16 protein-coding genes are annotated in these 14,040 nt (G+C 66.6%); 7 read left to right on the top strand and 9 right to left on the bottom strand.

Annotation, left to right across the window (positions count from 1 at the left end; all coding sequences use genetic code 11):
- Positions 1-62: 62 nt before the first annotated feature.
- Complete coding sequence (gene hemC / locus QFZ41_RS10250; RefSeq protein ID WP_429198671.1) at positions 63-983, top strand: hydroxymethylbilane synthase; 921 nt, start codon at positions 63-65, stop codon at positions 981-983.
- Between the two features lie 10 nt (positions 984-993).
- On the opposite strand, the gene QFZ41_RS10245 is transcribed toward hemC, so the two are convergent.
- Positions 994-1,851 (bottom strand): DUF481 domain-containing protein, encoded by an 858-nt coding sequence (locus QFZ41_RS10245; RefSeq protein WP_429198670.1) that lies wholly within the window; start codon positions 1,849-1,851, stop codon positions 994-996.
- A gap of 80 nt (positions 1,852-1,931) precedes the next feature.
- Positions 1,932-2,855, bottom strand: coding sequence for a hypothetical protein (locus QFZ41_RS10240; protein ID WP_429198669.1), 924 nt, complete (start codon positions 2,853-2,855; stop codon positions 1,932-1,934).
- A gap of 220 nt (positions 2,856-3,075) precedes the next feature.
- Between QFZ41_RS10240 and QFZ41_RS10235 the strand changes: the two genes are divergently transcribed.
- Together QFZ41_RS10235 and QFZ41_RS10230 are read left to right on the top strand one after the other, a co-directional pair.
- Entirely contained in the window at positions 3,076-4,065 is a 990-nt protein-coding gene (locus tag QFZ41_RS10235; protein WP_306848655.1) for a helix-turn-helix transcriptional regulator, read from the top strand.
- Between the two features lie 9 nt (positions 4,066-4,074).
- The gene (locus tag QFZ41_RS10230) at positions 4,075-5,016 is read left to right on the top strand and encodes a patatin-like phospholipase family protein (RefSeq protein ID WP_429198668.1); all 942 of its coding nucleotides are present in this window, start codon (positions 4,075-4,077) and stop codon (positions 5,014-5,016) included.
- A gap of 197 nt (positions 5,017-5,213) precedes the next feature.
- Here QFZ41_RS10230 and QFZ41_RS10225 read toward each other — a convergent pair whose 3' ends face one another.
- The 7 genes from QFZ41_RS10225 to QFZ41_RS10195 all read right to left on the bottom strand — a co-directional run bounded on the left by QFZ41_RS10225 (position 5,214) and on the right by QFZ41_RS10195 (position 10,221).
- Positions 5,214-5,930: a glycosyltransferase gene (locus QFZ41_RS10225; RefSeq protein WP_429198667.1), complete on the bottom strand. Its 717-nt coding sequence runs from the start codon at positions 5,928-5,930 to the stop codon at positions 5,214-5,216.
- Positions 5,931-6,009: 79 nt separating this feature from the next.
- A complete protein-coding gene (locus QFZ41_RS10220; RefSeq protein ID WP_429198666.1) occupies positions 6,010-6,744 on the bottom strand; it encodes a DUF3379 family protein in 735 nt (244 codons plus the stop codon).
- Positions 6,741-7,274: a sigma-70 family RNA polymerase sigma factor gene (locus QFZ41_RS10215; RefSeq protein ID WP_429198665.1), complete on the bottom strand. Its 534-nt coding sequence runs from the start codon at positions 7,272-7,274 to the stop codon at positions 6,741-6,743. The genes QFZ41_RS10220 and QFZ41_RS10215 overlap by 4 nt, the downstream gene beginning before the upstream one ends.
- Positions 7,275-7,297: 23 nt before the next feature.
- Complete coding sequence (locus QFZ41_RS10210) at positions 7,298-8,170, bottom strand: ParB/RepB/Spo0J family partition protein (RefSeq protein ID WP_429198664.1); 873 nt, start codon at positions 8,168-8,170, stop codon at positions 7,298-7,300.
- A gap of 10 nt (positions 8,171-8,180) precedes the next feature.
- The gene (locus tag QFZ41_RS10205; RefSeq protein ID WP_429198663.1) at positions 8,181-9,029 is read right to left on the bottom strand and encodes a ParA family protein; all 849 of its coding nucleotides are present in this window, start codon (positions 9,027-9,029) and stop codon (positions 8,181-8,183) included.
- A 60-nt stretch (positions 9,030-9,089) separates the two neighbouring features.
- Entirely contained in the window at positions 9,090-9,719 is a 630-nt protein-coding gene (rsmG, locus tag QFZ41_RS10200) for a 16S rRNA (guanine(527)-N(7))-methyltransferase RsmG (RefSeq protein ID WP_429198662.1), read from the bottom strand.
- Positions 9,720-9,786: 67 nt separating this feature from the next.
- Positions 9,787-10,221, bottom strand: a complete 435-nt coding sequence (locus QFZ41_RS10195) for an SPFH domain-containing protein (RefSeq protein WP_429198661.1) — start codon at positions 10,219-10,221, stop codon at positions 9,787-9,789.
- Between the two features lie 247 nt (positions 10,222-10,468).
- Here QFZ41_RS10195 and QFZ41_RS10190 point away from each other — a divergent pair, with 247 nt between their 5' ends.
- The 4 genes from QFZ41_RS10190 (at position 10,469) to QFZ41_RS10175 (ending at position 13,925) form a co-directional block, all read left to right on the top strand.
- Positions 10,469-10,738 carry a hypothetical protein gene (locus tag QFZ41_RS10190; protein WP_429198660.1) on the top strand — a complete coding sequence of 90 codons (270 nt, stop codon included), beginning with the start codon at positions 10,469-10,471 and terminating at the stop codon, positions 10,736-10,738.
- Positions 10,738-11,001 (top strand): hypothetical protein, encoded by a 264-nt coding sequence (locus tag QFZ41_RS10185; protein WP_429198659.1) that lies wholly within the window; start codon positions 10,738-10,740, stop codon positions 10,999-11,001. The genes QFZ41_RS10190 and QFZ41_RS10185 overlap by 1 nt, the downstream gene beginning before the upstream one ends.
- Positions 11,002-11,004: 3 nt before the next feature.
- Positions 11,005-12,606 (top strand): PepSY-associated TM helix domain-containing protein, encoded by a 1,602-nt coding sequence (locus tag QFZ41_RS10180; RefSeq protein WP_429198658.1) that lies wholly within the window; start codon positions 11,005-11,007, stop codon positions 12,604-12,606.
- 296 nt (positions 12,607-12,902) lie between these two features.
- Entirely contained in the window at positions 12,903-13,925 is a 1,023-nt protein-coding gene (locus QFZ41_RS10175) for a LacI family DNA-binding transcriptional regulator (RefSeq protein WP_429198657.1), read from the top strand.
- The last annotated feature ends 115 nt before the right edge of the window (positions 13,926-14,040 follow it).

The raw sequence follows: 14,040 nt of genomic DNA, 5'->3' as shown, positions 1-14,040 counted from the left end.
GCGCTCGGCCGTCGTTTGCGGGACAATCGTCACCTTTCACGTCAGCTCCCGTACGGAACGCCATGACCGCACCGCTTCGCATCGCCACCCGCAAGAGCGCGCTGGCCCTCTGGCAAGCCGAACACGTGGCCGGTCTGTTGCGCCAGGCGCATCCGAACCTGGTCGTGGAACTGGTACCGCTCTCCACGCGTGGCGACGAGATCCTCGACCGGTCCCTGGCGACGATCGGCGGCAAGGGGCTGTTCCTGAAGGAACTGGAAGTGGCGATGCTCCAGGATCGCGCGGATATCGCCGTGCATTCCCTGAAGGACGTACCGGCCGAACTGGAGCCCGGCTTCGCGCTGTCGGCGATCCTGCCCCGGGCCGACGCCGCCGATGCCTTCATCGCCAACGACTACGCCAGCCTCGCCGAGCTTCCGATAGGCGCCCGCGTCGGCACCTCGTCGTTGCGGCGCCAGGCGCAGTTGCGCGCACTGCGCCCGGACCTGCGACTGCTCGACCTGCGCGGCAACGTGAATACGCGCCTGGCCAAGCTCGACGACGGTCACTACGACGCGATCATCCTCGCCTGCGCGGGCGTCGAGCGGCTTGGTCTCGGCCAGCGTATACGTACACGGCTGGCCAGCCCCGGCTGGCTACCGGCGCCCGGCCAGGGCGCCATCGCGGTGGAGTCCCGCGTGAACGACATGCGCGTGACCGAATTGCTGGCCGCGCTGGAAGACGAGGAAACCCGCATCGCCGTGGACGCGGAGCGGGCGATGAACGAACGATTGGGTGGCAGCTGCGCCGTCGCCATCGGCGCATGGTGCGTGGTCGCCGAGCGCGGCCTCACCCTGCACGGCCTGGTCGGCGACGCCGCCACGGGCGAACTGCTGCATGCCCAGGCGGACAGCGCGGGCGATACGCCGGTCGCGCTGGGACACGAAGTGGCGGCGATGCTGCTGGAACTGGGTGCCGAGGATTTCCTGAAGCCGCAGCGGTGAGGGGTTTGCGTCAGAAGTTATAGACGAGGTTCGTCGTCATCAGCTTATCCGTGCTGACCGTGCCCGGCTGCGTGTCGCTGTTGTAGCGGATCTGATAGCCGACCTTGAGCGCCATCTTCTTCGTCATGCTGACCGATACGCCGATATCGTTCTGGTAGTACTGGTTCTTCGAACCCGCTTCCACCAGCAGCGTATCTTCCAGCGCCGTATTGTCGGTGAGGCGATACTTGCCGTTGATCAGCCCACGGCCGACCACTTCGCTCTCGGCGCTCGGCGTGTAGGTCTCGGAGAGCGCGTTGCCCTCCGCGTCGACCGCCGGCGTGCCATCGGGGTTCAACACCGCGCGGCTCGACTTGGCCGGCTGGTAGCGCTTGAAACCGGGACCGATTTCGAACGACAGCTCGGCACGTTCGTTCTTCAGCGCGATGTAGCCGTAGCCGACCGAGATGATGCCCTGCCACAGGTTGGCACCGAAATCATCGTGCTCGTAACGGGCGGCGGTCACGACGTAGCTGCGCGGATCGAACTTATAGCCCACCGATGCACCCGTGTCGTAGCGGTTAGCCGTGGTGCTGAACTTGTCGACGGTGTTGCCGTCGCCGTCGGTGACCGACACCTCGCCCTTCGAACGCAGCCCGTTGAGGAAGAAGTTGTTCTTCCAGACCTCGTTTTCCTGGCTGAGGCCGAGCTTCGCGTTGGCGTTCTCGGAGCGAGAGTTGCCGCGGGAAGAAGCGAAACCGAATTCGCCCGAGCCCGTCCAGCCGCCGTTCTGCGACGGGTCCTGGTTCGGATTGGCGTTGGCGTCCTGCGCCGATGCCGTGAACGGCAGCGCGGTGAGGACGAGCGTGGCGATAAGCAGTTTTTTCATCGTCTACCCGGATGTGAATGGAAATCGTATTTTTTGGCCGTATGGACGGCCAGCGGCGCGCCCCCGCGCCATGATGGTGCCTAGCTCGCGACGAGCCGGGCGTATGCGCGGCCATAAAGCCGCTGTTCGAGACATTGACCGACAACGCAGCTTAACGCGGCCAGACCGGCGGCCATGGATTGCATCGCGCCACTCGGGTGGGCGATCAACAGCAGGCAGGGCAACCCCACCGCGAGCGCCGCCACGCCGAACCGCCAGCCCAGCAACGAGGCCGTGCCTCGGCCGGAGATCGATTCCGTCTTGCCGCGATCTTCAGCAAGCTGGCGCAGGGCCCGCCAACGCATGCCCTCGACCAGGCCCAGGGCGAGAGCCACCCCGAGCAAGGCCAGCCGCCACGGATTGAACGGAGCGATCGGCGTCTCAACCTGTAATGCGACGCAGACCCAGAACCACAGGCCGCCCGCGAAGAGGGCGGAAATCGTCCTGCCCAGCGGCAAGGCGTTGGCCACCGAGGCCAGTGGACCGGGCAGGCCACGCGAATCGCCGCGAGCCGTATAGACCAGGGTAGCCAGGCTACAGAGCATCAGCGCCGCGCCGGCCAGCCGCGTCGCCCAGAAATCGTTGCCGCCCCGGGCCAGGCCGCCCAGCGCCAGCATCGGCAGGAATGTCGCCATGGCGATCATGCCTTCCGAGGTGGGCATCATCCGCTTCACGGGATTCCAGCCATGCCATTCCGGCGCGAACGGCAGGCGCAGGCACGTCGCGACCAGTCCGGCGCCGACCAGCACCAGCCCGATCGACAGTGGTGCCAGCACATCGCCGCGGCCGTCCGGGTACAGGCCCAGGGCCAGGGCCGTGCCCAGCACCATCCACAAGCCGTAACCGGTCGCGCTGGCCGTCTGCACGACCACGATCGGTGGGGAAAACAGGCTGAGGAGGGCGCCGCCGCCATCGGATCGCCCTTGGGCCGACACGATGGAGGGTGCCTCGTTCGGTTCCGCCATGGTCGGGGGGAGGCCTTCGGCGAATCGCAAAGCGTACATTTTTGCGCCTATTGCGGCCCGGCGCAAACCCAGGGCGTTGCACGAGCCTGGAATCCTACAGGATGAAGTGGGCCCCTCCCTTGCGGACGCCTCGTCTCACCGCCATGCTTGGCCCGCGTAGATACGGGCGTCACGCCCGCGCGGACACACTTCCCGAAAGCTCCATCTGCCGGCGACATCCATGGACCGCTACGAGCGCATTCTTACCCTGCACCGGCTGCTGAAGTCGGCCCATTACCCGGTACCCCTGTCGCGCCTGATGGACGAGCTGGAGTGCTCGCGCGCCACGCTGTATCGCGACGTGGCCTTCCTCCGCGACGCCTTGGGGGCACCGGTGCAAAGCGTGGCCGGCGAGCAGGCCTCCTTCCGCTACGAGGCGGGCGAAGGCGACAGTTTCGAATTGCCCGGCCTGTGGCTGACCAGCGACGAGCTGGCCGCCCTCATGGCACTGAACGAGTTGATCGGCCGGTCCGACCCGGGCGTGCTGGCCGGGGCGCTGGCGCCGTTCAAGGCCCGCATCGAACGGTTGCTCTCCGACCACGGCAGCGGCAAGGCCCTGCCTGTCGACCGCATCCGGGTGATTTCCTGGGGCGCGCGCAAGATGGACCAGCAGGTGTTCCGCATGGTCGCCGGCGCCGTGCTCGAACGCCGCCAGTTGAGCTTCCGCTACCGCGCACGCACGACGAACTCCGATACGAAGCGCACGGTGTCGCCACAACGCCTGACCCATTATCGCGACAACTGGTATCTCGACGTGTGGGATCACGATCGCGAGGCGCTACGCAGCTTCGCCGTGGACCGCATCGCCGAGCCGCAGGCGCTGGACGCGAAGGCGAAGGACGTGGAAGAGGCGGAACTCAACGACCTGCTTGCTTCCAGCTACGGTATTTTCGCGGGCAAGCCGAAGGCTTGGGCGACCATCCGCTTCTCCTCGCACGCCGCGCGCTGGGTGGCCGACGAACACTGGCATTCGCAGCAGAAGGGTGAGTGGCTGCCCGACGGCCGCTACGAACTGAAGGTGCCGTACTCGAACTCGCGCGAACTACTGATGGACGTGCTCAAATACGGTCCGGACGCCGAGATCGTCTCGCCGCTGCCCCTGCGCGAGGAAATGAAGATCCTGCTGCAACTGGCCCTTTCCGGGTACCAGGGCAACGGCAACCGTCACTAAGCAGGCTCCATGAGCGACCTCGACATCGCCGATCCCGGCGCCCTGCCCGCCACCACCGGCGAGCCACGTAAACCCCGTGTGGCGCTGGCGTTGGGTGCGGGTGCGGCCAAGGGCCTCGCCCACATCGGCGCCATCGAGGAACTGGAGGAGCGCGGCTTTGAGATCGTCGCCGTCGCCGGTACGTCGATGGGCGCCCTCATCGGCGGCATCTACGCCATGGGCAAGCTCGACATCTACCGCGACTGGGTCTCCACCCTTGCCCGCTTCGACGTGCTGCGCCTGGTGGACTGGAGTTTCTCGGGCGGCGGATTCATCAAGGGCGACCGGATCATGGCGGCCCTGCGCGAGTTGATCGGCGAGGTGAACATCGAGGAGTTGCCGATCACGTATACGGCGGTGGCCACCGATATCGACCGGGAGCGCGAAGTGTGGCTCACCCGCGGCCCGCTGTTCGACGCGATCCGTGCCTCGATCGCGATCCCCACGCTGTTCCGCCCCTATACGCATGAAGGCCGTCGCCTGGTCGACGGCGCCTTGCTCAATCCCTTGCCCGTGCTGCCCCTGATGCGTGAGGACGCGGATTACGTGGTGGCGGTGAGCGTGGATGGCGCGGCCGAGATGCAGAAACCACCCGAACGTGACGTGACCGCCGTGGCCGACAAGGGCTATACCGCCCGGCTCGGCCGCCTGATCGGCCGCGTGCTGCCGCAAGGCGAAGCCAAGGTCAGGGATCCCGGCGCGTTCGAACTGATGACGCAGTCCATGGATCTCATGCAGGCGAATCTATCGCGGCTGCGCCTCGCGGCCTATCCGCCCGACCTGCTGATCGAGATCCCGCGCAACGTCTCCACCGTGTACGAGTTCTATCGCGCACGCGAACTGATCGAACTGGGGCGCGAACGCACGGCCCGCGCGCTGGACCACTGGACACCGCGGGCTACCTTCCGCTAGCAGGGCCTTCCCGGTGGGCGCCCGTCCGATGGGAGCCCAGACCCGCTCTGGTGGGAGCCGACCCTGTCGGCGATGGGGTGCTTGCCATAGCCTGGCCCGCTGCCGCGGGATCGCCGACAAGGTCGGCTCCCACCAGGTCTCTTCCTAAGCTGGTCTATTCGGTGCTGTGGTGGGAAGCCGCTTCAGCGGCGATGGCGTCAGATCTCTTCGGTGCGGGTGACCTTGGCGCGGCGCATCAGCCATGCCACGCCGCGAAGATCGGCAAGGCCGACCCAGAGGCGGTCGAGCATGCCGTATTTCGAGGTGCCCGCCGTGCGCGGACGGTGGCCTACGGGGACGCTCTGGCTGGCGAAGCCGGCGCGCTTGACCAGGGCCGGGAGATACCGGTGCATGTGGTCGAAGTAAGGCAGGCGCAGGAAGGTCTCGCGCTCGAACAATTTCAGGCCGCAACCGGTATCGGGCGTGTCGTCCTGGAGCATGCGCGAGCGCACCGCGTTGGCGACCTTCGACGAGATGCGCTTGTTGAAACTGTCGCGCCGCGTGACGCGCCAGCCAGCGAACAGCTTCAACTCGGGCTTGGCGCCTTCCCGCGCGGCGAGCAGCTTCGGGATATCGGCCGGATCGTTCTGGCCGTCACCATCCAGCGTGGCGATCCAGGGCGCGCGGGCGGCGCGCACACCGTTCCATACCGCGGTGCTCTGCCCGCTGCGGGTGATGTGGCGGATGATCCGAAGCTCCGGATACTGCGCGCGGGCGGCCGTGAGCACGGCCACGCTGTCGTCGGTACTGTCGTCGTCGACGTAGATGATCTCGAAGTCGATCCGTCCACGCAGGGCCGAGGCGATTTCGGCGAGGAGGGGCGGGATGTTGTCGCGCTCGTTGAAGACGGGCACGACCACGGCGAGATCGGTCATCGCGGTTCCGGAGACAAGAGATTCGGGGCGGCATTATCGCCCAACCCGCGCCGGATGGGGCCGCCGGGGCGGCAATCGTTCAGATCCGGCCCACGGCCTGGCCTGCCGGGCCCTCGATCGCGGCCCGCCAGCCGCGTTCCACCGCGTCCCGCGTCTTCCGGCTCGCGCCCTGCGCCATGACCACCAGCGTGCCGCCACTGAGCGCCACCTGGCGGCCGTCCCAGCCGTCGCGATGAAACTCGGTGGTCTTGTCGACCATCTTGCCGGGCATGTACAGCGCGACCACCGGCTCGTCGTTCATGCGGGTGACGACATGCACCGCCGGGTAGGGGCCCACCGTGCAGTCGTGCACGTACGTCACACCGATCGGCGCCGGACCCTTGAGCCGGGTCGCCCGACCGGTGAACCCGGCCTCGACCTGGGCGTCGGTCATGGGTTCGGTGAGACTGAGGGCGTCCATTTCCTCGGGCATGTGCGCCACGGCGAGGGCCGGCACGGAGTTGAGGTCGGCGTGGCGCCACAACATGCCGACACCGGCGAAAGCGATCAGGACCGACGCGGCCATCGCCATCCAGGCACGCCGGCGCCCGACCTGGCGGCGGCGCTCACCGGTAGCCTGGACCAGCAGGATGCGATCGGCCAGGCCGTCGGGCACCGGCACGGCAAGAGCGGCTTCGAGGTCGTCGTCGAAACGCTGGGCACGCTGCCAGAAAGCCGCGCATCCTTCCTTGCAGCTGTCGCGGTGGGCGAGAAGTTCGGGATCGCGCGAGCGGGGCTCGGCACCGATGCGGCGGCGGAATTCGAGGCAATTCATTTCCGGCTCCCCTCGGCCAGGGCGCGCCCACCGAGCAGGTCCTTCAGGCGCTGGCGGGCGCGGAACAGCTGGGTCATCACCGCGCCCGGCTGTTGACCCGTGCTTTCGGCGATCTCTTCGCACGTCATGCCGCCGAGCACCTGCATGGCGAGCGGATCGCGGTATTTTTCCGGCAGCTTGAGCATCGCTTCGCGCACCTGCGCGGCGTCACCGCTGCGTTCGGGGCTGGCGAACGCGGCGTCTTCGGGCACGTTGTCGTCCAGCTCCACGGTGTCCAGGCGCTTGCGTTCGTAGAGGCGCGCGTGCTCACGGCGCAGGATGGTGATCAGCCATGGCTTCGCCAGTTCGGCGTCGCGAAGGCTGTCGAGGTTTTTCCACGCGCGCAGGAAGGTCTCCTGGACGAGGTCCTGGGCGACCGTCTCGGAGCGCGACAGCCAGAAGGCGTACCGGTAGAGGTCCGCCGACAGGGCGCGCACCATGGCTTCGTACTGGCGCTGCTTCGGATTCACACCCTCTTGGACCGGCGCCATGCGCATTTCCTTACAGGTCGCGGTCAGCGGACCTTGGTGAGGATGCCATCCAGCTCGTCGAGGCTGTGGTAATGGATGACCAGCTTGCCCTTGCCACCGCGGCCGTGGGCGAGTTCGACGCGAGTGGCGAAGCGCTCGGCCAGTTCACGTTCGAGATTGGCGATGTTGGGATCCATGGCGGCCGACTTGGCCTTGCCCTTCGGCGCCAGCTGGGCCTTGCGGGCGGCTTCCTCCAGCTCGCGCACCGTCCAGCCGTTTCGCGCCGCTTCCAGCGCCAGGGGTTCGGCAATGGTGGCGGGCAACGTGAGCAGCGCGCGGGCATGACCCATCTCCAGCTTGCTTTCGTCGAGCAGCTGCTTGATGGAGGCGGGCAGTTCGATCAGGCGGAGCAGGTTGGAGACCGCCGCGCGCGAGCGGCCGACGGCATCGGCGGCCTGCTGGTGGGTGAGGTCGAATTCGTCGATCAGGCGCTGCAAGGCCTGCGCTTCTTCCAGCGGGGTGAGCTCCTGGCGCTGGATGTTCTCGATCAGCGCCATGGCCAGCACGGACTGCTCGGGCACGTCCTTCACCAGCGCGGGAATCTCGCTCATCGACGCGCGCTGGGCCGCGCGCCAGCGGCGCTCGCCGGCGATCAGCTCGTAGCTGTTCTTGCCGATCGCGCGGACCACCACCGGCTGGATGAGGCCCTGGGCCTTGATCGAGGCGGCCAGTTCGTCGAGCGCCTCGTCGTTCCAGTGGCGACGCGGCTGGTACTTGCCGGCCTGGATCTGGTGGATCGGCAACAAACGCAGCTCGCCTTCCTGTTCGACGATCGAGGGAGCCGCGTCGGGACCCGCGCCACCGCCGAGCAGGGCGTCGAGACCACGGCCCAGTCCACGTTTCTTCGCTGCTGCCATGGGTACTTCCTTAAGAGGTCGTCGGGGCCGCGCCACTGGTATCGGGCGCCGCTTCGTCGAGGTCGACCGCCAGGTCGCCGGCGCCCTCCGCCTTCATCGCGCGCTCGCGGCGGATGATCTCGCCGGCAAGGCCGATATAGGCGATGGCGCCGCGGGAGCCGCGGTCGTACAAGTGAATCGGTTGGCCGTGGCTGGGTGCCTCGGCCAGGCGCACGTTGCGCGGAATGATCGAGCGCAGCACCTTCTCGCCGAAGTGCTGCGTGAGTTGCGCGGACACCTCGTTGCCGAGGTTGTTGCGCACGTCGTACATGGTGCGCAGAAGGCCTTCGACCTCCAGCTTCGGATTCAGGCGCTGGCGCACGGCGGAGATCGTGTCGAGCAGGCTCGACAGGCCTTCCAGCGCGAAGTACTCGCACTGCACCGGGATCAGCACACCATCGGCCGCGGTCAGCGCGTTGAGGGTGAGCAAGTGAAGCGACGGCGGGCAGTCGATCAGGATGGTGTGGTACCTGTCCGAAACCTTGGCCAGCTGCTCCTTCAGCCGATGCTCGCGGGCCAAGCCGTCCATCAGCTTCAGTTCGGCGGCGGTCAGGTCGCCATTGCCCGGCAGCAGGTCGAAGCCTGCCTCGGTACGCACGAGCACGTCGCCGATCTCGGCTTCGTCCAGCAGCACTTCGCAGCCGTTCGGCTTGGCTTCGTGCTTGTCCACGCCCGAGGCCATCGTGGCGTTGCCCTGCGGGTCGAGGTCGACAAGCAGCACCTTGCGCCTCGCGGCGGCCAGGGCCGCGGCGAGGTTGACGGAGGTGGTGGTCTTGCCGACACCGCCCTTCTGGTTGGCGACTGCGAGGATGCGGGCCATGGATTACCGGTAGCTACCGTGCGCGGAAAGGGCGTTAGCGTAGCATCTTCGGTGGAGCGGTCAGGCCCGGCGGATCACCACCAGGTGCCGCTCCCCGTCGACGCCCGGCACGCGCAGCGCATGGATCGCCTCCACCTGGAATCCATCGGGCACGCCGTCCAGTTCCTCTGCCGGATGCTTACCCTTCATCGCCAGCCAGACACCACCCGGCGCCAACAGGTGACCGCCCCAGCCGAGCATGTCGGCCAGGGAGGCGAAAGCACGGGCCGTGACGCACTCGAACGTGCCCTCGACGTCTTCTACCCGGCTCTGCAAGGCCTTGGCGTTGACCAGCTTCAGCGAGCGGATCGCCTCGCGCAGGAAACGGACCTTCTTTCCGTTGGAATCGACCATGAGCACCTCGCGCGCCGGCTCCGCGATGGCCAGAGGAATGCCCGGCAAGCCGGGGCCGGTGCCGAGGTCGGCCAGGCTGCGGCCGTGGACGTAGGGAAGGATCGCCAGTGAATCGAGCAGGTGGCGGGAAACCATCTCGTCCGCGTTGCGCACGGCCGTCAGGTTATAAGCCGAGTTCCAACGCTCCAGCAGCTCGCGGTAATCGAGCAGGCGGTCGACGGCACCACCTGGCAAGGTCACATCCAGTGAGGCGATGCCGCGTTCGAATTGGACTTGCAGGGCTTCACGCGCGGTCATGCGGCACCGGGGAGACGAGGGGGCGCAAGAGTATGGAAGCGCCGGCGCGAAGGCGCCAGCGCAGGGATCAGGCGGCGTCGAGTTCGACGCGGGTGACCAGCATGCCGCGAGCCCGAAGCGAACCGTTCACCGCGTGCTTGAGCTGGGTGCCGACGGCGCGGCGGTCGGCCGGGCGGCCCGTGTCGGTATCGCGCAGGGCGGCGACGACATTGCTGCGAATCAGCTCGGGCGCCTCGTCGATCACTTCGTCGGCGACTTCCGGCTCGAGCACCTGCCAATACACGGTGCCGCCTTCAAAACGGAGTACCTGGCCGCCGAGGTCGATCTTGTGGAAGACGCGATCGAGCACGGGAAGAACGAGGTGCGTGCCTGCGGTGAGCAAGGCGGGCGAACGGCCGAAGCGGCGCACGCTGTAGACCTGGCCTTCCGGAATGCGACGAACCGATGCCGCCGCCAGGGCGAAGGCAATCAGGGTCGTGGCAATGAGGGCTGTGGTCAACATGGCTGCTATATCAATCGGTTACCGGCTTTTCCTGTCGCATCGCATAGCGAGACGCCGCATCGCGATGATCGTTGGAGTGTTAATTCTAATTTAACAGGGCTGGTTAACGCTAGTTTTACCAGACCCCCGTATTCAGTTAACGGACGGGTTGGTCAAAACTTGAGCAATTCGCTCCGATTGGCGCGGGTTTGACCGCCCGGTCGCAAATGATAATAATTATCAATCAATCCTTGTCGCCGGTCTCATTATGAATCTTCTCGGCTGCGTGGCGGCTTTCATCGCCATGGCTCTCGCCTACCTGGCCTCGCGCAACCAGCGATGGTTGCCGCGGCCGCTCGGGCGCCCTGCCCGCCTCGGTGCCGGCGTGTTCGCCGTCGCCGCGCTGGCCGCGTGGGTCGCCGGGGAAACGTCTCTGCCGGGCATTTTTTCGGCGCTGACGGCGCTGATGCTAGGCGGCGTCGCCCTTCCCTACATCACATGGCTGTTCCGCCCGGCCGCCGAAGGGAAGCCCCGCTGATGCTCGCCAAGACCTTCGCCGGCATCCTGCTCGGCCTGCCGCTGTCCATGGCCCTGGTCGCGGTGGCGATCTGGATTTGGCCGCCTTCGAGCGAGTCGGTAGTCATCCCGATGATGGTGATCTTCTTCCCCCTGTGGATCGGAATCATGGCCGCGACCTTCCTCTTCCGCAGTGGCGCGCGCGCCTGGGCATGGCTGGCCGTGGCCAACCTCGCCGCGTTCGCCGCGCTCTTCCTCGCCAAGCACACGATGCCGGGGCTCTGACCGATGAAAGCCTCCACGCTGCGAACCTTCACCACCGTCCATACCTGGACCGGCCTGCTGGCCGGCTTCGCGCTATTCATCGCGTTCTACGCCGGCGCGCTGACGATGTTCCACGAAGAGATCGACGCCTGGGCCGTTCCGCGAACCGAGATGGCCCGCGCGGACACCATGGACCGTGCACACGCCATGCTGGCCGATATCGTGTCGAAGCATCCGGCGGCCCGCGAGCAGATCGGCGTGACGTATCCCGCCGACCATCCTTCGCATGAAGTGGCCGCGTACTGGATGGAGAAGAACGGCGAATGGAAGACCCAGTCATTGGGTGAAGCCGGGCCGCGCGATTCCGAAGACCACGAGCACGGCCTCGCCGACTTCGTCTACGAACTGCATTACGACCTCGGCATTCCCGTGGCCGGCATCTACCTCATGGGCATCGTCAGTGTGATCTACGGGCTGGCATTGCTGACGGGCTTGCTGATCCACCTGCCGAACCTCGTGCGCGAACTCTTCGCGCTGCGGCCCGGGCACAACCTCAAGCGACTGTGGCAGGACGCGCATAACGTGATCGGCATCCTCAGCCTGCCCTTCCACATCATCTTCGCGATCACCGGCGCCTTGCTGTGCCTCACCCTCGTGATGCTGGTCGCGTTCAACACGGCCATCTTCGACGGCAAGCTGACGCCTGCCTTCGAACGCATGACCAGCGCCTTGCCGGCCACGCAGGACAAGGGCGGCACGGCGGTGATGCTTTCACCCGCCGAACTTGGCGCGCGTGCACGACAGGCCGCACTCGCAGCGGGTGCCGCCAACTTCGAACCGGATTACATGCGTTACGTACACTACGGTCGGCAGGGCGCCGCCGCGGAAGTACGTGGTACGTCGACGAAGACGCTCGGCGAATACGGCATGGTCTCGCTCGATGCCGCGAACGGGAAAGTGCTCGGCATGCAACTGAGCGGCGTGCGCGATGCGAACCACGCCACGTACTCGGCGATCTTCGGCCTGCATTTCGGCAGCTTCGGCAGCTTGTCGCTGCGCTGGCTGTACTTCGTGCTCGGCCTCGCCGGTGCCTTCCTGTTCTATTCCGGCAACCTGCTCTACATCGAATCGCGACGCAAGCGGCGCCAGGCGAACCAGCCGATGAAGGTACGCGCGATGGCCACCGCGACCGTCGGCGTGTGCATCGGTGCGTGCTTCGCGATCTCGGTCACCTTCCTCGCGAACCTGCTGGGTCCGCTCTGGGGCGCGTCTCCAACGGCCATCGTCCAGCCCGTCTGCTTCACGGCCTTCGCCGCGGCGATCCTCTGGACCTTCTGGCGCCAGCCCGCCAAGGCGGCGGTGGAACTGCTCTGGGCCACCGCCTTCGTCAGCGTGGCCGTCGGGGTGCTCGACGCAACGATCCATGGCGACCGACTGCTGCGCACGCTCGGCGAAGGCCGCTTCGCGGTGCTGGGTGTCGACCTGGTGGCGATCGCGATGGGTGTGGGTTTCGCTTGGCTCGGCATCGCCACGCGCCGTCGTGCCGTCGAAGGGGACCCGTGCAGCGTATGGTCGTCGCGCCGCGTAAGCAGCGAACGGCGTGCCACGGAACTGCAAGAAGCATGAACGGATTCGGCAATTCCATGTAACGCGCGTTACGTGGTTCCTGACGCGACAGCTATTTACTTCCGTGAACACTTCGTGTGTGTCGGCTGTTGCGCCGCCACAATTTCTTGCGTACCACTCAACCCGCTGACGGTACACGCATTTTTAACGCAAGCCGGCAACTGGTATTCAGGGCTCGCGTAGATCCTACTGCAATGCAGCAAACGCTTGATTTCGCACGCTTTACAAGCCCGTGTGAAAACGTTTACGTTCCGCGCCGTCAGGCCCCGGGAGGGCTAGCCAAGGGCGACAACCACGTGAGTGTGACGATCAAAGACGTCGCGAGAATGGCCAACGTATCGGTGGCTTCTGTCTCGCGCGCCCTCAACGGCCACGGCGGCGTGACGGCGGAAACCCAGAAGCGCATCCGCGAAGTCGCGGCCCGTCTTCGCTATGTCCCGCATAACGCGGCGCGCAGCCTCATCACCCGTCGCACGCAGACCATCGGTGCCCTGCTGCCCGACCTGCATGGCGCCTTCTTCTCCGAACTGATCCGCGGTATCGACCTCGCCGCCCGCGCGCGTGGCTTGTACATGCTCGTTTCCAGTTCGCATGGCGATGCCACGGAAGCGGCGATCGCCTTGCGTGCGATGCAGGGCCGCGTCGACGGTCTGCTCGTGATGTCGCCTCATGCCGACGAGGCCTTCCTCGACGAGAATCTGCCGATCGTACTGCCGACCGTGCTGATCAACAGCCACGTGCGCTCCGATCGCCATGCCTCGCTCGATGTCGACGATTTCGGCGGCGCCCGCGCGATGACAGAGCACCTGCTGGGCCTCGGCCGCAAGCGCATCGTGTTCATCGCGGGTCCGCAGGTGAACCACGACGTGCAGGAGCGTGCGCGCGGATATCGCGAGGCATTGGCGAAGGCCGGGCTCGGCGAACGCGCCGTGATCCTGCCGGGCGATTTCACCGAGGAATCCGGCTATCACGCCGGCAAGCAGGCGCTGGCGATGGTGCCGCGCCCCGACGCGATCTTCGCCGCCAACGACATGATGGCGATCGGCTGCCTTTCCGCGCTTTCCGAGGCGAAGGTGCGCACGCCGGACGACATCGCCGTGGTCGGCTACGACGACATCCCCATGGCGCGCTACGTGACGCCACCGCTTACCACCGTCCGCATACGCATCGCCGAGTTGGGCGAGGCGGCGCTGGAACGCCTCGTCAAGATGATCGAGGCACCCGAGGACGCCGCGCCCGAACCGCGCGTCGTCGTCGGCACTGAACTGGTCGTGCGCGCCTCGTGTGGCGGCAGCGACACGGTACGACGACGGGCCTGACGCCCCGTCGGAACGCACGGCTTGCCGGGCCGTGGATGGGACTCCCCAGGACGGCGTCAATCTCAGGACTTCGCACGACGCGATACACGGGGGCATAACGCTCCAAGAGTGGCTC

Source organism: Luteibacter sp. W1I16 (genome assembly GCF_050434905.1).
In the GTDB taxonomy this organism is placed as follows: domain Bacteria; phylum Pseudomonadota; class Gammaproteobacteria; order Xanthomonadales; family Rhodanobacteraceae; genus Luteibacter.
This window is presented reverse-complemented; position numbering and strand designations above follow the sequence as displayed.